Here is a 20,150-nt window from a genome sequence, read left to right on the forward strand (position 1 = left end):
TGTGCATAATTCTTTAAGCAATTGATTGCTAATCTGTAAGGAAATCATCACCAGGATTAATTTCAATATTTTTCAATATCTTGCATAACACTCATTCACTAAGAAGACATTTTGCTAATGATCGATAAATGTGGATATAAAAATAAATTATGTTATAGACCGGTATTATTCAAAGCATGTGGTATGCGGATTTATTATTCAGCAGTTTTAGTGTCATCACTGGTGATAAATTTCTGATAAAATTCAGCCTTACTATCCTATTCCCAGCACCCGACACTCCTTAACCATCTGAAAAATTTATTTATGTCGAGATTATTCGCCGCGATAACTTTGATTCTGAGTGTCGCTCTTACTATCGTGGTCACTGTAGCCTGCTCAGTACCCATTATTATTGCTGGCATTATCAAGCTGCTTCTACCTATTCCCATCATCTGGCGCTCAATCTCGGCATTTGCTGATTCCATGATGTACTGCTGGTGTGAAGGATTGGCCTTTTTGCTCAGGTTAAATCCACACTTGAAATGGGATGTTGAAGGGCTCGATGAACTCAGTAAAAAAAACTGGTATCTGCTGATTTGTAATCACAGAAGCTGGGCTGATATCGTCATTTTGTGTGTGCTGTTTCGTAAACATATCCCAATGAATAAGTACTTTTTAAAACAACAGCTCGCCTGGGTGCCATTTATGGGTTTAGCTTGTTGGGCGTTGGATATGCCTTTCATGAAACGCTATTCGCGCGGGTATTTGTTACGTCATCCGGAGCAACGTGGCAAAGACGTCGAAACCACTCGCCGTTCTTGTGAAAAATTCCGCTCTCACCCAACGACCATCGTGAATTTTGTCGAAGGTTCAAGGTTTACTAAAGAGAAGCGTTTACAGACTCGTTCAGCTTTTAAAAACCTGCTTCCGCCAAAAGCAGCAGGGATCGCAATGGCTCTCAATGTTCTTGGGAAACAATTCGATAAACTGCTGAATGTGACGCTTTGTTATCCTGAAAATACACAAAAACCATTTTATGACATGTTAACCGGGAAAATGACGCGAATTGTGGTGAGAGTGTCGCTGGTGCCTATTGCAGAGGATCTGCATGGCGATTATGTAAATGATAAAGCCTTTAAACGTCGCTTCCAGCAATGGTTGAATGCATTGTGGCATGAGAAAGACGAGCTACTGACAAGCATCAAGCAATAGAAAAAAGCCGGTCAATGACCGGCTTTTTTGTTATTTCTGTCCAACCAGGAACTTGGCAACATCAGCATATTGCTGAATAAACACGTCCATGTTGCTCGTGTCCATGCCTTGCGGATTCAACTGATATTTTCCGTTTACGAACATAGCTGGAACGCCCTGCAATTGTAGATCCGCAGCAGCTTTCTCTTGTTGAGCAACCAATGATTTCACAACAAAGCTGTTCCATGCAGCGTCGTACTCTTCTGGTTTAACACCAGCATCGATGAACACCTGGCGGATATCAGCAACGTTTTGAACAGCTTGAGTCTTCTGTACTGCTTCAAACAGTGGAGCGGTGATTTTGTCTTCCACGCCCAATGCCATCGCAACAGCCCATGCCTGAGTTAAATCTTTGCCCAATGGGCCCAGGAACTCAACATGGTATTTTGTCATTTTGGTGCCTTCTGGCAGCTTTTTCTTCACAGTATCAGAGACATGAAGAACTTCTTCAAACTGATAGCAATGTGGGCAGTAGAAGGAGAAAAACTCTAAAACTTGTGGCTCACCGGCAACAGGTTTTTCTAAAGTGATAAATTCTTTTCCATCTTTAAACTGCGCGGCAGACACGCTGAATGCCAGGATCATCCCCGCCAGCGCCAGCCAAATCTTTTTCATCATTAAATCTCTCCTGAATAAATACTGATTAATACATTGGCGTTAATGTTAGTGGTGGTTCACGCAGAACCCTTACCTGCTCTGTAAAAGTCGCAGTTTGTCTTCGCCAGTAATCTTCGTCTGTAAGCCATGGAAAATTTCTGGGGAAAGCAGGATCATCCCAGCGTCGAATTATCCACGCGAGATAATAGACCATTCGCATTGCACGTAAAGGTTCTATGAGTGCAATTTCGTCTGATTCAAATGGGGTAAACTCTTCATACGCTTCGACAATCATTTCCAGCTGCATTCTCTGCTCGGCTTTGTCACCATTGAGAAGCATCCAGATATCCTGAATTGCCGGGCCATTTCGGGCATCATCCAGATCGACAAACAAAGGGCCATCACGCCAGAGAATGTTCCCTGGATGGCAATCACCATGCAGTCTCAATGGCTGAAAATCGGTATGCCAATGAAGTTTAACTTCAGCTATTAGCGCATCTGTTGCACTGAGAAATCCCTTCTTGAGGGCAGAGGGAATCAAAGGCGTATGCTCAAACATTTCGCGAGGCTCAAATAAGTATTCACTTAAGCCTATGTCAGGACGCGCAGAAAATTGCTTACGTCGACCGGTTTGATGTATACGACCAAGATAGCGCCCCACCCATTCCATCTGGTCGAGGTTATCTGTTTCGTACTGCCTTCCCCCCAAACTTGGGAACACAGCATACATAAAGCCGTTATGGCGTAATAGCGTGTTGCCGTTGAAATGCAGGGGAGCGGCGACCGGAACCTCATCAGCTTGCAACTCAAGTGCAAACTGATGCTCTTCTTCTATCTGCTCAGGTGACCAACGATGAGGCCGATAAAACTTAACCACATAACGTTTACGATCCTCGTCCTGAAACTGGTAAACGCGGTTTTCAAAACTGTTTAATGGGGTCAAGCCGGAATCCACCCGTATACCCTGTTCGAACAGGGCATCCATGATGGTATCCGGATGTAGTGTTTGAAAATTGAAAGCGCCGTCTGTCATCCAGGCAACCAACTGTAAATACGAATAGTTGAGGATAACATTTCATCACCACTAAAGTGGGCCGGCTTACAAGCTTTTACTCTTTAATTACGCCGCGAGCGCGTAATAATGCTGTCTTAAAATCTTCTTCATAATCCTTCTGAATGCCGGGAATAACAGCATCTTTTGCAGAGTCGCGCATTTTCAGATGATAAATCAGCACATCATCAGTGAGATCGGTTAATTCACCGGTATAACCTGACTCTTTGCTAAGTTTCTGCAAAAATTGAATCAAGTTGAGGTCCGGCTCTTTCTGCCATGCGGGCTGAAGTAACTCGAGCAGTTCGTTAAGACGTTTGCATTTCATGATTGTGCTCCTTTCACATGAGAGATGTGACACGTTAGCAGGCTCAAACCCACATTAAAAGAGGCGATATAAGTGAGATGTTTAACGGAAGTTACTGGTGTGGTGTTGGCGGGAGGAAGAGCCACAAGAATGGGTGGCAAGGATAAAGGACTGATACACCTAAATGGTCTGCCATTATTTGAGCATGTCACCAGAAAACTCACGCCTCAAGTCAATAACGTGGTGATTAGCGCAAATAGAAATATTGATATATATCAGTCCATTGGATTACCTGTCCTGAGTGACACTCTGCCTGATTACCCTGGGCCATTGGCAGGAATGCTATCAGCAATGCAGAAACTTGATAGCGAATGGTTTTTGTTTTGCCCTTGCGATACGCCTAATATCCCGGACGATTTGGCATACAAACTTTGGGAACAGAAAGGGGCGTCCTGCGCCATATGGGTAAATGATGGTGAGCGAGATCATCCAACCATCGCTCTTTTACATAACAAACTAGCGATATCGCTGGAAAACTATCTGGCTTCTGGCGAGCGGCGGGTTATGTACTTTCTACGAGAGGCTGGCGGTCACGCCGTATTATTCCCGAACCAGATGCAAAACTTCATCAACGTGAATTCACCTGATGATCTTGCCCAATGGGAGCGTAAATAGATGATACCTCTGCTCGCTATTGCCGCCTGGAGTGGCACCGGTAAAACAACGCTTCTCAAGCAATTGATCCCTTTACTCATTCAACAAGGGATACGCCCAGGCCTAATCAAACATACTCATCATGATGTGGATGTCGATAAACCTGGAAAGGACAGCTACGAATTGCGGAAAGCTGGTGCAGCACAAACGATTGTGGCCAATAAGAATCGCTGGGCGCTAATGACTGAAACATCTGAGCAAGAAGAACTGGATTTACATTGGCTCGCCAGCCGAATGGATCCGACCTCACTCGATTTGATATTAGTTGAAGGTTTTAAGCACGAGGCGATACCTAAGATCCTGCTTTATCGGTCAGGACTAACGCATAGCATTGATGAGCTGGAAATCGACAGTAATGTTATTGCCATATCGAGTGACGTGCCGATCCTGAATGCAAGACTTCCGGTTCTGGACATCAATTCACCCAGCCAGATTGCTGATTTTATTGCTAAATGGCTTAATAAATGAGTTTCGCCTGCGCTGTTGCAGGCTTTTTTCTTGTAAATACTCTTATCATCCTGATACTCGCCCCTCCGGGGCCGCCGTGACCGGCGTGCAAAACTGTTCCCGACTGTTTTGTCACAAACACAAAAAGGCCACCCGTTAAGGTGGCCTTCATGTTTATTTGGAGCCTGGCAGTTCCCTACTCTCGCATGGGGAGACCCCACACTACCATCGGCGCTACGGCGTTTCACTTCTGAGTTCGGCATGGGGTCAGGTGGGACCACCGCGCTGTTGCCGCCAGGCATATTCTGTTTTCATTAACCGTCATATTTTCATATGACCATTAACTTAAAATCTTGGAATTAAGCTGAAAATTAAAGTGTCTTTCTCATTATTCTTAAAACACCTTCGGTGTTGTAAGGTTAAGCCTCACGGATCATTAGTACTGGTTAGCTCAACGTATCGCTACGCTTACACACCCAGCCTATCAACGTCGTAGTCTTCAACGTTCCTTCAGGAGACTCAAGGTCTCAGGGAGAATTCATCTCGGGGCAAGTTTCGCGCTTAGATGCTTTCAGCGCTTATCTTTTCCGCATTTAGCTACCGGGCAATGCCATTGGCATGACAACCCGAACACCAGTGATGCGTCCACTCCGGTCCTCTCGTACTAGGAGCAGCCCCCCTCAATTCTCCAGCGCCCACGGCAGATAGGGACCGAACTGTCTCACGACGTTCTAAACCCAGCTCGCGTACCACTTTAAATGGCGAACAGCCATACCCTTGGGACCTACTTCAGCCCCAGGATGTGATGAGCCGACATCGAGGTGCCAAACACCGCCGTCGATATGAACTCTTGGGCGGTATCAGCCTGTTATCCCCGGAGTACCTTTTATCCGTTGAGCGATGGCCCTTCCATTCAGAACCACCGGATCACTAAGACCTGCTTTCGCACCTGCTCGAGCCGTCACTCTCGCAGTCAAGCTAGCTTATGCCTTTGCACTAACCTCACGATGTCCGACCGTGATTAGCTAACCTTCGTGCTCCTCCGTTACGCTTTAGGAGGAGACCGCCCCAGTCAAACTACCCACCAGACACTGTCCGCAACCCGGATCACGGGTCTACGTTAGAACATCAAACATTAAAGGGTGGTATTTCAAGGTTGGCTCCACGCAGACTGGCGTCCACGCTTCAAAGCCTCCCACCTATCCTACACATCAAGGCTCAATGTTCAGTGTCAAGCTATAGTAAAGGTTCACGGGGTCTTTCCGTCTTGCCGCGGGTACACTGCATCTTCACAGCGATTTCAATTTCACTGAGTCTCGGGTGGAGACAGCCTGGCCATCATTACGCCATTCGTGCAGGTCGGAACTTACCCGACAAGGAATTTCGCTACCTTAGGACCGTTATAGTTACGGCCGCCGTTTACCGGGGCTTCGATCAAGAGCTTCTCCTTGCGGATAACCCCATCAATTAACCTTCCGGCACCGGGCAGGCGTCACACCGTATACGTCCACTTTCGTGTTTGCACAGTGCTGTGTTTTTAATAAACAGTTGCAGCCAGCTGGTATCTTCGACTGCCTTCAGCTCCACGAGTAAATCGCTTCACCTACCGACAGCGTGCCTTCTCCCGAAGTTACGGCACCATTTTGCCTAGTTCCTTCACCCGAGTTCTCTCAAGCGCCTTGGTATTCTCTACCTGACCACCTGTGTCGGTTTGGGGTACGATTTGATGTTACCTGATGCTTAGAGGCTTTTCCTGGAAGCAGGGCATTTGTTACTTCAGCACCGTAGTGCCTCGTCATCACACCTCAGCGTTAGATAAGAGTCCGGATTTACCTAAACTCTCCGCCTACATGCTTAAACCGGGACAACCGTCGCCCGGCTAACATAGCCTTCTCCGTCCCCCCTTCGCAGTAACACCGAGTACAGGAATATTAACCTGTTTCCCATCGACTACGCCTTTCGGCCTCGCCTTAGGGGTCGACTCACCCTGCCCCGATTAACGTTGGACAGGAACCCTTGGTCTTCCGGCGAGCGGGCTTTTCACCCGCTTTATCGTTACTTATGTCAGCATTCGCACTTCTGATACCTCCACCAGACCTCACAGTCCAGCTTCAACGGCTTACAGAACGCTCCCCTACCCAACAACGCCTAAGCGTCGCTGCCGCAGCTTCGGTGCATGGTTTAGCCCCGTTACATCTTCCGCGCAGGCCGACTCGACCAGTGAGCTATTACGCTTTCTTTAAATGATGGCTGCTTCTAAGCCAACATCCTGGCTGTCTGTGCCTTCCCACATCGTTTCCCACTTAACCATGACTTTGGGACCTTAGCTGGCGGTCTGGGTTGTTTCCCTCTTCACGACGGACGTTAGCACCCGCCGTGTGTCTCCCGTGATAACATTCTTCGGTATTCGTAGTTTGCATCGGGTTGGTAAGCCGGGATGGCCCCCTAGCCGAAACAGTGCTCTACCCCCGAAGATGAGTTCACGAGGCGCTACCTAAATAGCTTTCGGGGAGAACCAGCTATCTCCCGGTTTGATTGGCCTTTCACCCCCAGCCACAAGTCATCCGCTAATTTTTCAACATTAGTCGGTTCGGTCCTCCAGTTAGTGTTACCCAACCTTCAACCTGCCCATGGCTAGATCACCGGGTTTCGGGTCTATACCCTGCAACTTAACGCCCAGTTAAGACTCGGTTTCCCTGCGGCTCCCCTATACGGTTAACCTTGCTACAGAATATAAGTCGCTGACCCATTATACAAAAGGTACGCAGTCACCCCATAAAAGAGGCTCCCACTGCTTGTACGTACACGGTTTCAGGTTCTGTTTCACTCCCCTCGCCGGGGTTCTTTTCGCCTTTCCCTCACGGTACTGGTTCACTATCGGTCAGTCAGGAGTATTTAGCCTTGGAGGATGGTCCCCCCATATTCAGACAGGATACCACGTGTCCCGCCCTACTCTTCGAGTTCACAGCAAGTGCATTTTTGTGTACGGGAGTATCACCCTGTACCCTGCGACTTTCCAGACGCTTCCACTAATGCACAAACTGATTCAGACTCTGGGCTGCTCCCCGTTCGCTCGCCGCTACTGGGGGAATCTCGGTTGATTTCTTTTCCTCGGGGTACTTAGATGTTTCAGTTCCCCCGGTTCGCTTCGTTAAGCTATGTATTCACTTAACGATAGTGTGACGAATCACACTGGGTTTCCCCATTCGGAAATCGTCGGTTATAACGGTTCATATCACCTTACCGACGCTTATCGCAGATTAGCACGTCCTTCATCGCCTCTGACTGCCAGGGCATCCACCGTGTACGCTTAGTCGCTTAACCTCACAACCCGAAGATGTCTCGTGAGACACAATCGATGTTGTGAAAATTTGAGAGACTCGAACACACCGATACTTCCTTTCTTATTACGGAGAAAGGAAACAGTGTGTCGTTTCAATTTTCAGCTTGTTCCAGATTTTTAAAGAGCAAATATCTCAAACGTGACTGTTAAGTCAGTTTTGAGATATTGAGGTCGGTGACTTTCACTCACAAACCAGCAAGTGGCGTCCCCTAGGGGATTCGAACCCCTGTTACCGCCGTGAAAGGGCGGTGTCCTGGGCCTCTAGACGAAGGGGACACTGAAGTCTCACTCGCAAGACGCCTTGCTTCTTTACTTTCATCAGACAATCTGTGTGAGCACTACGCGGGTTTGTATCTATTAGGTAAGGAGGTGATCCAACCGCAGGTTCCCCTACGGTTACCTTGTTACGACTTCACCCCAGTCATGAATCACAAAGTGGTAAGCGCCCTCCCGAAGGTTAAGCTACCTACTTCTTTTGCAACCCACTCCCATGGTGTGACGGGCGGTGTGTACAAGGCCCGGGAACGTATTCACCGTAGCATTCTGATCTACGATTACTAGCGATTCCGACTTCACGGAGTCGAGTTGCAGACTCCGATCCGGACTACGACGCACTTTATGAGGTCCGCTTGCTCTCGCGAGGTCGCTTCTCTTTGTATGCGCCATTGTAGCACGTGTGTAGCCCTACTCGTAAGGGCCATGATGACTTGACGTCATCCCCACCTTCCTCCAGTTTATCACTGGCAGTCTCCTTTGAGTTCCCGGCCGAACCGCTGGCAACAAAGGATAAGGGTTGCGCTCGTTGCGGGACTTAACCCAACATTTCACAACACGAGCTGACGACAGCCATGCAGCACCTGTCTCAGAGTTCCCGAAGGCACTAAGCTATCTCTAGCAAATTCTCTGGATGTCAAGAGTAGGTAAGGTTCTTCGCGTTGCATCGAATTAAACCACATGCTCCACCGCTTGTGCGGGCCCCCGTCAATTCATTTGAGTTTTAACCTTGCGGCCGTACTCCCCAGGCGGTCGACTTAACGCGTTAGCTCCGGAAGCCACTCCTCAAGGGAACAACCTCCAAGTCGACATCGTTTACGGCGTGGACTACCAGGGTATCTAATCCTGTTTGCTCCCCACGCTTTCGCACCTGAGCGTCAGTCTTTGTCCAGGGGGCCGCCTTCGCCACCGGTATTCCTCCAGATCTCTACGCATTTCACCGCTACACCTGGAATTCTACCCCCCTCTACAAGACTCAAGCTTGCCAGTTTCAAATGCAGTTCCCAGGTTGAGCCCGGGGATTTCACATCTGACTTAACAAACCGCCTGCGTGCGCTTTACGCCCAGTAATTCCGATTAACGCTTGCACCCTCCGTATTACCGCGGCTGCTGGCACGGAGTTAGCCGGTGCTTCTTCTGCGAGTAACGTCAATCACTGCGGTTATTAACCACAATGCCTTCCTCCTCGCTGAAAGTACTTTACAACCCGAAGGCCTTCTTCATACACGCGGCATGGCTGCATCAGGCTTGCGCCCATTGTGCAATATTCCCCACTGCTGCCTCCCGTAGGAGTCTGGACCGTGTCTCAGTTCCAGTGTGGCTGGTCATCCTCTCAGACCAGCTAGGGATCGTCGCCTAGGTGAGCCATTACCCCACCTACTAGCTAATCCCATCTGGGCACATCTGATGGCATGAGGCCCGAAGGTCCCCCACTTTGGTCCGAAGACGTTATGCGGTATTAGCTACCGTTTCCAGTAGTTATCCCCCTCCATCAGGCAGTTTCCCAGACATTACTCACCCGTCCGCCGCTCGTCACCCAGGAGCAAGCTCCCTGTGCTACCGCTCGACTTGCATGTGTTAGGCCTGCCGCCAGCGTTCAATCTGAGCCATGATCAAACTCTTCAATTAAAAGCTTGATTTGCTTCAACTCGTGAAGCGGTGCTCAAAAATTAACTTTCGTAATAATTCAACTAAATGAATTACTGCTTGGTCACTCTTCAAGACTTGATATTTTTTTGATACCCGAAGGTATCTGAGATATCAATCCTGCGAGTGCCCACACAGATTGTCTGATAAATTGTTAAAGAGCAGTGAGTTACGCGCTTTCGCTTGCTAACTCGAGGTGGCGTATATTACGCTTTCCTCTTTCAGAGTCAAGCGTTTATTTTCGCTTTTCATCTGGCTGACGGGCCGGTTTGTAAGCCGTTGTGCCGTGTCAGTGGAGGCGCAGTATAGGGATTTTCTGGAAGCTGACAAGTGTTTATTGCAAAAAGATTACCAAGCGTCTTTTTTTTCGCCAAAAGCACTAAAAAAGGTCTGTAATACGGGATTATTGCTGTTTTAAGCATCAGAAAAGGAGACATGGTGGCATACTCATAATAGAAACAATGCTAAAGGAATTGCTTTTATGTCTCTCTCTGCCCAACAACTCGCAGCTCAAAAGAATCTTTCCTATGTCCTTGCGGAAAAACTCGCTCAACGCATTCTCAAAGGTGAGTACGAGGCGGGTAGCATCTTGCCTGGTGAAATAGAGTTAGGTGAACTCTTCGGCGTAAGCCGCACGGCGGTAAGGGAAGCAGTAAAGACATTAACAGCAAAAGGTATGGTTTTACCTCGCCCTCGCATCGGTACCCGCGTAATGCCCCGCGCCCACTGGAACTTCCTTGATAAGGAATTGCTCACCTGGTGGATGACAGAAGAGAACTTTAACGATGTGGTGGATGACTTCCTTATTATGCGTAATAGCCTGGAGCCACAAGCCTGCGCATTAGCTGCGGTAAATGGTACGCGTGAGCAAAAAGCTACTCTCAACGAGATGATGGCAGAGATGGTTAAATTGAAAGTCTCATTTGACCGTCAACGCTGGATAGAAGTTGATATGGCCTACCACGAACAAATCTATGCAATGAGTGGTAATCCATTCCTTGGTTCTTTCGCTAACTTATTCCGTTCTATTTATTACAATTACTTTACTGCTATAACCGACAAAGAAGTTATCAAGCTCGATTTGCACCAGGCAATTGTTGATGCCATTACCTTGGGTGATAGCCAGGCCGCGTTAGTCGCAGGTCAGACACTATTAAAAGAACCCTTCGAACACAGGTAAAGTCTCACGTTCTCCTGCGTGCCTTAAAACATCAGGACAAAAATGACGAAAACAGCTCGCAGTATGGCCGGGTTACCGTGGATTGCGGCGATGGCTTTCTTTATGCAGGCGCTGGATGCCACGATTCTAAACACCGCATTACCCGCAATTGCCCATAGCCTGGGCCGTTCGCCGCTCGCAATGCAATCCGCGATAATCAGTTACACCCTTACTGTTGCGATGCTGATCCCCGTCAGCGGCTGGCTTGCCGACCGCTTTGGCACTCGACGCGTATTTATGGTCGCGGTATCACTCTTTACTCTCGGATCGTTTGCCTGCGCGATGTCCAGTTCGCTCGGTGAGTTAGTTGTCTTCCGTGTGATACAGGGAATCGGCGGGGCAATGATGATGCCGGTCGCACGTTTAGCGTTATTACGTGCCTATCCCCGCAGTGAATTACTCCCCGTTTTGAATTTCGTGACCATGCCAGGCCTGGTCGGCCCGATCTTAGGCCCACTTCTTGGTGGTGTTTTAGTTACGTGGGCAAGCTGGCACTGGATTTTCCTCATTAACATACCTATCGGTGTTCTCGGGCTAATCTACGCGCGCAAGTACATGCCGAACTTTACGACACCACGTCGCGGGTTCGATATGACTGGCTTTCTGTTGTTTGGTTTAAGCCTGGTGTGTATTTCGAGTGGAATGGAATTATTCGGCGAGCGCATTGTTGCCAGCTATATAGGTATCCTGGTTATCATCAGCGGGCTGCTTCTATTAACACTCTATATCTGGCACGCACGTCGCCACCCAACGCCACTTATCGCCCTCCCGATGTTCCGTACCAGAACCTTCTCTATCGGGATTGTCGGGAATCTTGCCTCGCGCCTGGGAACTGGCTGCGTCCCCTTCCTTATGCCTTTAATGCTACAAGTCGGTTTTGGCTATTCGGCGTTAATCGCCGGATGCATGATGGCTCCTACAGCAATGGGCTCACTACTGGCGAAATCGACCGTGACACAGGTATTGCGTCGTCTGGGTTACAGAAAAACGTTGGTTGGGGTAACTGTGGTTATCGGTTTACTGATTGGCCAATTCTCATTGCAATCACCGGGAATGGAAGTGTGGTTACTGATATTGCCACTGTTTATTCTGGGGATGGCAATGTCCACGCAATTCACCGCCATGAATACCATAACGCTTGCCGATCTCACTGATGAAAACGCCAGTAGCGGCAACAGCGTTCTGGCCGTAACGCAGCAATTGGCAATTAGTCTTGGGGTAGCGGTGAGTGCAGCGGTGCTCAGGCTGTATGAAGGTGTAGAAAGTATTAACACTGTCGAGCAGTTCCACTACACCTTCCTGACTATGGGCGCAGTGACGTTAGTTTCAGCTCTGGTGTTCTTGTTGTTACGCCCGAAAGATGGGCGCCACATGATTAAACGCTAGACTGAACCGCGCTCTACCAGTTCAGGAGTCAGGAACAGACGCTGTTGTTCCAGAGTGGGTTGCGCCATGCGATGTATCAGAACATCCACGGCCAACTCACCCAACTCATCTTTGGGTTGATGAATAGTCGTGAGCGGCGGCGTCATATAACGCGCAAGCTCTATATCGTCATAGCCGACAACCGCCATATCCTGCGGAACCTTCAAACCGGCCTGATACAACGCCTGATAAGCGCCTACAGCCATCGCATCATTGCCCGTGAATACCGCATGCGGTGGGTGTTCCAGCGCAAGAAGTGAATTCATAGCCGTGAAACCACCCTCGAACTCAAAATCACCGATGATTTCATAGCCTTCATGGATCGCAAGTTCTGCGCGATTCATTGCATTTCTGTAACCTTCGAGCCGCAACCGCGCAGGCGTTTTATCCTGCGGCCCCGTAATGCAGGCGATGCGGGTATAGCCATTATCAATAAGATGCTGCGTTGCCCGTTCGCCGCCTAATAAAGAGTTGTCCTGAATAACATCGCTTTCACCTTCAAACGGCGACCAGTCCATCATCACGGTAGGAATAGAAGGATAACGGCTCATGATATCTGCCGAAGGAAGGTGTGTTTCTGTGCACAACAGCAACAAACCGTCGACACGTTTTTGCAGCAGTGTCTCCAGATTGCGATTCATGCGCTGCTCATCACCCTCGGTGTTACACAATACCAGGCTGTAACCGCGCTCAAAGCAACTCCGTTCAACACCACGCACCAACTCTGAATAAAACGGGTTGCTACTGGCGGTGATTAACATCCCAATGGTGTGCGTTTGATTGAGCTTGAGACTGCGCGCCAGCGCAGAAGGCGCATAGTTGAGAGTTTTGATGGCGACATCGACCTTAGCGCGAATAGCATCACTCACGAAACGATCATTATTGATAACGTGCGAAACCGTTGAAGTCGAAACTCCCGCCAATTTCGCGACGTCTTTCATGGTGGGCATGATTATCCTTGCTGCTGCAAAAAATCGTCGATTTCATGACGCCACGGCACGGAAGGTTGTGCACCTTTGCGCGTCACAGCAATAGCGGCGGCCGCATGAGCAAATCGAATCGCATCAGCCATCGGCTTGTCTTCCAGCAATGCGGTGACTAGCGCACCATTAAAGGTATCGCCTGCGGCAATGGTATCCACCGCTTTAACCTTAAAGCCGGGCACTCGCTGCCCTTTGCCATTTTCACTCAACCAAACGCCACGGCTGCCCAACGTAATAATGACGGTTTCGATGCCTTTCGCGTGCAATGCCTGAGCAGCAACCGCCGCGTCATCATCATTTTCGACACGAACGCCAGTGAGCTTTTCAGCCTCGGTTTCGTTTGGTGTGATCATATCCACCAGCCCGAGAAGCTCATCTGATAGCTCGCAGGCAGGTGCTGGATTAAGCACAACTTTGGTTTGATTTTGATGGGCAATTTTAGCCGCGGCCAGCACGCTTTCCAGCGGAGACTCAAGTTGCATTAAAAGCACTGAAGCTTCAGCGATTTTCTGATTCTGTTCCGCCACCAGCGTGGGGGTTAATGCCCCGTTCGCTCCAGCGTGGATACCAATAACGTTTTCCCCGGCGCCATTCACGAAAATAAGCGCCACACCGGTTGAAGCACCTTTAATAGTGCTAATCGGGGAAGTATCGATTTTGTCACTTGCCAGCTGTTTGCAAACGCGGCTACCGGTGTCGTCATCGCCAACACAGGCAATAAAAGCAATATCTGCGCCGCTGCGCCCAGCTGCAACAGCTTGATTCGCCCCCTTTCCACCGAACGCCACCTGATACTCTTGCCCAGTGACGGTTTCACCCGGCGTAGGAAAATGTTCGAGGTTAAGGATATGGTCAGCATTGATGCTGCCCAGGACGACGAGATTGCCTTTAGTATTCATTTTTATCAGTCCAGTTAAGTGCGCCACCCAAGATTAGTGAGTGGCGCGATGCCCTGCTTTTCTTAATGTCGTCTTATTTAGTAACCAGCTTCAGGTCAACTGGGATCTTGGAGTCGACTTTCTCGCCTTTCAATACTTTATCTGCGGTTTCTACACCGATAACACCAATCTGGTCAGCCATCTGTGCAACAGTTGCACCTAATTTGCCGCCTTCTACTGCTTTCACGCCATCAGCGGTGCCATCGAAGCCAACAACCAGAACATCGGATTTACCGGCAGTTTGCAGCGCACGCAGTGCTCCCAGCGCCATTTCGTCGTTCTGAGCAAATACCGCCTGCACATCAGGGTGCGCAGTCAGCAGGTTTTGCATAACGTTCAGGCCTTTAGTACGGTCGAAGTCAGCAGGCTGGCTCGCCAGAACAGTAAATTTATGCGCTGCTGTCGCTTGTTTGAAGCCTTCGCCACGTTCACGCGCAGCTGATGCCCCTGCGATACCTTGCAACTCGATAACTTTCGCGCCGTCACCCAGTTTCTTGGCAATGAAGTCACCCGCCATTTTTCCGCCAGCAACGTTATCAGAAGCGATGTGACTGACCACGGTGCCCTGATTTGCCATACGGTCGAGCGTAATCACAGGGATTTTAGCCTGATTAGCCATTTTCACTGCATTGCCAACTGCATCGGAGTCAGTTGGGTTGATAAGCATCAATTTGGTGCCGCGAACGGTCAGGTCCTGCACGTTGGCCAGCTCTTTCGCAGGGTTGTTTTGCGAATCCAGCACGATCAGGTTGTATCCCAGTTTGTCCGCTTCTTTTTGCGCGCCGTCTTTCAGTGAAACGAAGAACGGGTTATTCAGAGTCGATACAACCAGCGCAATGGTGTCTTTAGCCATCGCGTTTGCGCTCACGGTGGCGCTCAGTGCAACAGCGGAAACCAGGGTAGCCAGCTTTTTCATATTCATATTCAGATGTCCTGTAGGGTTATGATTGTTACTGCTTTTTGTTGTCCACCAGCACCGCCAGTAAAATAACCACTGCTTTGACGATCATCTGGTAATAAGAAGAAACACCTAATAAATTCAGTCCATTGTTCAGGAAGCCGAGGATCAGTGCACCGATCAGCGTCCCGACAATGCGCCCTTTACCGCCCGCAAGGCTCGTACCGCCCAGAACTACCGCCGCGATAGCGTCCAGCTCATAGCCCGTACCCGCCGTCGGTTGCGCGGAAGAAAGACGCGCCACTTCGATGATCCCAGCCAGAGAGGCCAGCAGACCACACAGTGAATAAACGATAATTTTGACTTTGTTTACGCTGATACCAGACAAACGCGTCGCCGCTTCATTACCACCCAGCGCGTAGATATAACGGCCCAGGCGCGTGTGATGCAGCATGTACCACGCAGCCAGGAACACAACACCCATAATCCACACGGGTGTAGGGATCCCCAACGGACGGCCAATACCAAACCAGCCAAAGAGATCGGCATTATCAGAAAATCCGGTGTTTACCGGGCTACCATTGGTGTAAACCATGGTGACACCGCGCAGTAAAAGCATCATGACCAGCGTTGCAATAAACGCCTGCACTCGCCCTTTTGCCACAATCACCCCTGTCACAGCCCCGATGGCAGCACCTAGCGCCAGCGCACCCGCAACAGCCACCAGCGCATTGACTTCTAAACCCACAATCGAAGCGGCAACCGCTCCGGTTAGCGCCAGTAATGAACCGACGGACAGGTCAATCCCGGAAGTCAAAATGACCAGGGTCATCCCCACCGCCATAATGGCGTTCACGGAAGTTTGCTGCAGGATGTTGAACAGGTTATTAACGGTGAAAAAGTTCGGGCTAAGGCTCGAGACAATCGCAATCAGCACCAACAGAGCGATCAGCGATTTTTGATCAAGCAGCCACGCTTTTGTGAACCAGCGACGGGTAGGAATAGACTGGGTACTCATTTTACAGACTCCTGATTCACACGATTTAGCTTACCGACGGCCGCCGCCATTAATATCTCTTGAGTCGCTTCTTCACGGGTAAACTCCCCGCCGAGATGCCCCTCATGCATCACCATAATTCGGTCACTCATACCCAGAACTTCTGGCATTTCAGACGACACAAGAATGATGCTTAACCCATCGGCTTTGAACTGATTGATTAACTGATAGATTTCTTTTTTCGCCCCGACATCAACGCCGCGCGTTGGCTCATCAAGGATCAGCACTTTAGGGCGCGTCATCAGACCACGGGCAATCGCGACTTTTTGTTGATTACCACCAGAAAGCAGGCCGATGGGTTGTTCCATAGATGGCGTTTTGACATTGAACAGACGGATAAAATCTTGCACTGCCTGCTGCTCATCTTTGTGTCTCAGGCTGCCGACGTTGTGACTGAAATAGCGTAGCGCGGTCAGCGACATATTTTCTTTAACCGACATGCCGAGTACCAACCCGTCACGCTTACGGTCTTCAGAGATATAAACAATGCCGTTTGCCAGACCATCTTGCGGCGAACGCGTCACCACTTCGCGACCATCAAGCGCCACATAGCCACCGGTACGCGGCAGCGCACCATAGAGCACTTTCATTAATTCAGTGCGACCCGCGCCCATCAACCCGGCAACGCCAAGAATTTCACCTTTGCGTAGCGTGAAACTCACGTCATGAACGCCAGGGCCAGAAAGGTTATCGACCCGCAGAAGGATTTCGCCCGGTTGTTTATCAAGACGAGGATATTGATCTTCCAGTTTGCGTCCGACCATCATCTCAATAAGTGTATCTTCGGTCAGCGTCGCCACTTCGCGTTCGGCAATAAACTGCCCATCGCGAAAGACGGTCACATCATCGCAAATCTCGAAAATCTCTTTCATACGGTGAGAGATATAAACTATGCCGCGCCCCTGCGCTTTTAGCTCGCGAATAACGCGGAACAGAGAGTCGGTTTCGGTATCGGTCAGCGCATCGGTCGGTTCATCCATCACGATGACTTTTGATTCAAAGCTCAGCACCTTGGCGATTTCAACCATTTGCTGATCGCCAATCGACAACTCACCGACCAGGCGCTGGCTGTTGAAGCGCAGATTAAGCTTCGCCAGCAGTTTGTCCGCCTCGGCGTACATTTTCTTCCAGTCGATTTTGCCGAAACGGCTGACAAATTCGCGTCCCAGGAAAATGTTTTCCGCAATGCTGAGCTGCGGAATCAGATTAAGCTCCTGGTGAATAATGCCGATGCCCGCTTCCTGTGAGGATTTTGGACCATTAAAAGTCGTTTCTTTCCCCAGCCATAACAGCGAGCCGGCATCGCGTTGATAGATACCGGTCAGGACTTTCATCATGGTGGATTTGCCAGCGCCATTCTCACCCACAAGCGCCATTACGCGACCAGGGTAGACGTTCAACGCTGCGCCAGAAAGGGCTTTAACGCCAGGGAACGATTTATCGATCCCTTTTAATTGCAGTAAGGGTTCCATGCCGGCCTCAGAACGTTACGCCAGCACAGAGAATGATATTCGCATACGGGGAACACTCCCCGCTGCGAATAACCGCATGAGCATCGGCGGTATGTTGCTTGAACTGCTCATGACTGATGTAACGAATAGAAATGGTGTTTCCCTGGTGTTGTTGCAGTTGCTCGATCTGTTTGAGCAACGTTTCGTGGAGCTCTGGATTATGTTGTTGGATTTCCTGAGCAAGGATCGCTGCTTCAACCTGCATCTCTTGCGTTACGACTTCAACGACCTGCATAAAACTCGGTACGCCGTGAGTCAGAGCCAAATCAATACGCGGTGTATTGCGTGGAATGGGCAACCCAGCATCGGCAATCACCAGCGTGTCGGTGTGGCCAAGACGGGAAATAACAGACGAGATATCAGCGTTGAGAACAGTGCCTTTCTTCATTTTCTTACTCCACTAGCGAAACGTTTCGCTGATAAGAAGTGTAGGAAATGAAGAGGTGATTAAACAACCATGAAGTTATGAAAATGTGATCGCTATCGAAACGTTTCGCTGCTATGTAGAAAAACGAGGAAATGAGAGCGCGAACATTTGGCAGGATAAAAAAACGCCCCTTCGATTGAAGAGGCGTTAGCGTTAAATCTCGACCTGAGTCCCTAGTTCGATAACCCGGTTTGGCGGGATTTCGAATTGGTCAGGCGCTCGCAGGGCGTTACGTTGCAGTGCGAGGAACAGCTTGCCGCGCAAACGCAGATACCACGGACGTTTGCCGATAATCAGCGACTCATGCGACATGAAGAACGATGTCTCCATCATTCGGCAGCTCAGCCCTTCCAAACCGCAGCGGTGGAACACCTCTTCCACATTTGGCGTTTCACGCCAACCGTAGCTTGCGACCACTCGCCAGAAGGTTGGCGACAACTGCTCGATAGAAACACGCTTCACATTATGAACGTACGGCGCATCTTCGGTTCGCAGTGTCAGCAACACCACCCGCTCATGCAGCACTTTGTTGTGCTTGAGGTTGTGCAGCATCGCAAAAGGAATCACGTTCAGCGCGCGGGACATATAAACAGCAGTACCCGGAACACGAACTGGCGGCGATTTTTCCAATGAAGCAATCATCGCTTCCAGTGAATTTCCATGTTCATGCATACGACGCAGCAGACGGAAACGCTCGCTTTTCCAGGTCGTCATGATAATGAACATGACCAACGCCAGACAGAGCGGTAACCAACCACCCGAAAAGACTTTTACAGCGTTTGCTGAGAACAGCGGAATGTCGATTAACAGGAAGCAAATCCCCATCAGCAACACCGCAATTTTATTCCAGTGCCAGTTTTTACGCGCCACGGTGCAAGAGAGAATTGAGGTCAGAACCATGGTGCCAGTCACCGCAATTCCGTACGCCGCAGCCAGATTGCTGGAATGTTCAAAGCTAACAATGACAATCACCACAGAGATATAAAGTATCCAGTTAATTGCTGGAACGTATATCTGCCCGGACTCCATTTCCGAGGTGTGGATGATACGCATCGGCGACAAATATCCCAGACGTACGGCCTGGCGAGTCAGGGAGAACACGCCAGAGATAACGGCCTGAGAAGCGATAACTGTCGCAAGCGTTGCCAGAATCATCAGCGGGATTAACGCCCAGTCAGGTGCCAGCAAGAAGAATGGGTTCTTGATGGCTTCAGGCGTTTTCAGTAATAACGCTCCCTGGCCGAAGTAATTCAGCACCAGTGAAGGCAGAACGACTGAGAACCATGCAATACGAATCGGGAACTTACCGAAGTGCCCCATATCCGCGTACAACGCTTCAACACCCGTAATAGAAAGTACAACCGCGCCAAGTGCAAAGAACGAAACGGATTTATATTCGAGGAAGAAATGCACAGCCCACGCCGGATTCAGCGCCTGTAGCACTTCCGGGTTAGCGATAATACTGCGCGCTCCTAACACCGCCAGCACCAGGAACCATAGCAGCATAACCGGTGCAAACAGCTTACCTACCATCCCCGTGCCGTGTTTCTGAATCATAAACAGCAACGTCAGTACGATGATAGAGAGCGGAACGATGTAAGGGTCGAGAGACGGTGCGGCAATCTCAAGCCCTTCGATGGCCGACATCACCGATATTGCCGGTGTGATGACCACCTCGCCATAGAAGAAGCTGCCGCCGATCAATCCCATGATCACCAGCACCGATGTCATTTTTGCCGACGTATTACGCCCAGCCAATGACATTAACGTCAAAATACCCCCTTCACCGGCGTTATCAGCACGCATAACAAAAGACAGGTATTTTACAGAAACGACTAAAATCAAAAGCCAGAAAATCAAAGACAAAAAGCCAAATACGGCGTCACGTTCAACACCAAATCCAAATTGGCCAGACAGACATTCACGAAGGGTATAAAGCGGGCTAGTACCGATATCGCCGTACACTACCCCAATTGCAGCCAGCGTTATTGCAGGCAATGATTGTTTATTATCAGCGCTCATAGACTAATCTTTTGTTGGAATCCCGAAAGCGTGTGCTTAATCCCTTGGCCCACAAAAAGGC

General features: G+C 49.5%; 15 protein-coding genes, 1 tRNA gene and 3 rRNA genes. 5 read left to right on the forward strand and 14 right to left on the reverse strand.

Features of this window, described 5'->3' with window-relative positions; translation table 11 throughout:
* Positions 1 to 303: 303 nt before the first annotated feature.
* Positions 304 to 1,191: a 1-acylglycerol-3-phosphate O-acyltransferase, YihG family gene (yihG, locus tag RHD99_RS23670; protein WP_309876987.1), complete on the forward strand. Its 888-nt coding sequence runs from the start codon at positions 304 to 306 to the stop codon at positions 1,189 to 1,191.
* Positions 1,192 to 1,221: 30 nt separating this feature from the next.
* On the opposite strand, the gene dsbA is transcribed toward yihG, so the two are convergent.
* The 3 genes from dsbA to RHD99_RS23685 all read right to left on the reverse strand — a co-directional run bounded on the left by dsbA (position 1,222) and on the right by RHD99_RS23685 (position 3,206).
* On the reverse strand, positions 1,222 to 1,845 hold the full coding sequence (gene dsbA / locus RHD99_RS23675; protein ID WP_309879257.1) for a thiol:disulfide interchange protein DsbA: 624 nt from the start codon (positions 1,843 to 1,845) through the stop codon (positions 1,222 to 1,224).
* A 28-nt stretch (positions 1,846 to 1,873) separates the two neighbouring features.
* On the reverse strand, positions 1,874 to 2,860 hold the full coding sequence (locus RHD99_RS23680; RefSeq protein WP_309876989.1) for a serine/threonine protein kinase: 987 nt from the start codon (positions 2,858 to 2,860) through the stop codon (positions 1,874 to 1,876).
* A 76-nt stretch (positions 2,861 to 2,936) separates the two neighbouring features.
* Entirely contained in the window at positions 2,937 to 3,206 is a 270-nt protein-coding gene (locus RHD99_RS23685; protein WP_034499931.1) for a YihD family protein, read from the reverse strand.
* A 72-nt stretch (positions 3,207 to 3,278) separates the two neighbouring features.
* Between RHD99_RS23685 and mobA the strand changes: the two genes are divergently transcribed.
* On the forward strand, positions 3,279 to 3,860 hold the full coding sequence (gene mobA, locus RHD99_RS23690) for a molybdenum cofactor guanylyltransferase MobA (RefSeq protein WP_183272964.1): 582 nt from the start codon (positions 3,279 to 3,281) through the stop codon (positions 3,858 to 3,860).
* Positions 3,861 to 4,367 (forward strand): molybdopterin-guanine dinucleotide biosynthesis protein MobB, encoded by a 507-nt coding sequence (gene mobB / locus RHD99_RS23695; protein ID WP_309876992.1) that lies wholly within the window; start codon positions 3,861 to 3,863, stop codon positions 4,365 to 4,367.
* A gap of 162 nt (positions 4,368 to 4,529) precedes the next feature.
* Here the strand turns inward: mobB and rrf are convergent.
* From rrf to RHD99_RS23715, 4 genes are all read right to left on the reverse strand, one after another.
* A 5S ribosomal RNA gene (gene rrf / locus RHD99_RS23700) occupies positions 4,530 to 4,645 on the reverse strand.
* Between the two features lie 116 nt (positions 4,646 to 4,761).
* A 23S ribosomal RNA gene (locus RHD99_RS23705) occupies positions 4,762 to 7,670 on the reverse strand.
* A gap of 219 nt (positions 7,671 to 7,889) precedes the next feature.
* A tRNA-Glu gene (locus tag RHD99_RS23710) sits at positions 7,890 to 7,965 on the reverse strand.
* Positions 7,966 to 8,051: 86 nt separating this feature from the next.
* Positions 8,052 to 9,591, reverse strand: a 16S ribosomal RNA gene (locus tag RHD99_RS23715).
* Together the 16S, 23S and 5S rRNA genes with 1 tRNA gene alongside form the textbook arrangement of a ribosomal RNA operon.
* 499 nt (positions 9,592 to 10,090) lie before the next feature.
* Here RHD99_RS23715 and RHD99_RS23720 point away from each other — a divergent pair.
* Entirely contained in the window at positions 10,091 to 10,789 is a 699-nt protein-coding gene (locus RHD99_RS23720) for a FadR/GntR family transcriptional regulator (protein WP_309876993.1), read from the forward strand.
* A gap of 42 nt (positions 10,790 to 10,831) precedes the next feature.
* Positions 10,832 to 12,214, forward strand: coding sequence for a multidrug transporter subunit MdtD (mdtD, locus tag RHD99_RS23725; protein WP_309876994.1), 1,383 nt, complete (start codon positions 10,832 to 10,834; stop codon positions 12,212 to 12,214).
* Here the strand turns inward: mdtD and rbsR are convergent.
* From rbsR to kup, 7 genes are all read right to left on the reverse strand, one after another.
* Entirely contained in the window at positions 12,211 to 13,203 is a 993-nt protein-coding gene (gene rbsR / locus RHD99_RS23730) for a ribose operon transcriptional repressor RbsR (protein ID WP_309876995.1), read from the reverse strand. The two genes, mdtD and rbsR, sit on opposite strands and share 4 nt — an antisense overlap.
* A 2-nt stretch (positions 13,204 to 13,205) precedes the next feature.
* Positions 13,206 to 14,135 carry a ribokinase gene (gene rbsK, locus RHD99_RS23735; RefSeq protein WP_309876996.1) on the reverse strand — a complete coding sequence of 310 codons (930 nt, stop codon included), beginning with the start codon at positions 14,133 to 14,135 and terminating at the stop codon, positions 13,206 to 13,208.
* Between the two features lie 73 nt (positions 14,136 to 14,208).
* Complete coding sequence (gene rbsB, locus RHD99_RS23740) at positions 14,209 to 15,096, reverse strand: ribose ABC transporter substrate-binding protein RbsB (RefSeq protein ID WP_309876997.1); 888 nt, start codon at positions 15,094 to 15,096, stop codon at positions 14,209 to 14,211.
* A 28-nt stretch (positions 15,097 to 15,124) separates the two neighbouring features.
* The gene (rbsC, locus tag RHD99_RS23745) at positions 15,125 to 16,090 is read right to left on the reverse strand and encodes a ribose ABC transporter permease (RefSeq protein WP_183272004.1); all 966 of its coding nucleotides are present in this window, start codon (positions 16,088 to 16,090) and stop codon (positions 15,125 to 15,127) included.
* Entirely contained in the window at positions 16,087 to 17,601 is a 1,515-nt protein-coding gene (gene rbsA / locus RHD99_RS23750) for a ribose ABC transporter ATP-binding protein RbsA (RefSeq protein WP_183272005.1), read from the reverse strand. Before rbsA ends, rbsC begins: the two co-directional genes overlap by 4 nt.
* A gap of 7 nt (positions 17,602 to 17,608) precedes the next feature.
* Entirely contained in the window at positions 17,609 to 18,028 is a 420-nt protein-coding gene (rbsD, locus tag RHD99_RS23755; RefSeq protein WP_183272006.1) for a D-ribose pyranase, read from the reverse strand.
* A 192-nt stretch (positions 18,029 to 18,220) separates the two neighbouring features.
* A complete protein-coding gene (kup, locus tag RHD99_RS23760; protein WP_183272007.1) occupies positions 18,221 to 20,089 on the reverse strand; it encodes a low affinity potassium transporter Kup in 1,869 nt (622 codons plus the stop codon).
* Positions 20,090 to 20,150 lie beyond the last annotated feature (61 nt).

Source organism: Buttiauxella selenatireducens (assembly GCF_031432975.1).
In the GTDB taxonomy this organism is placed as follows: Bacteria; Pseudomonadota; Gammaproteobacteria; order Enterobacterales; family Enterobacteriaceae; genus Buttiauxella; species Buttiauxella selenatireducens.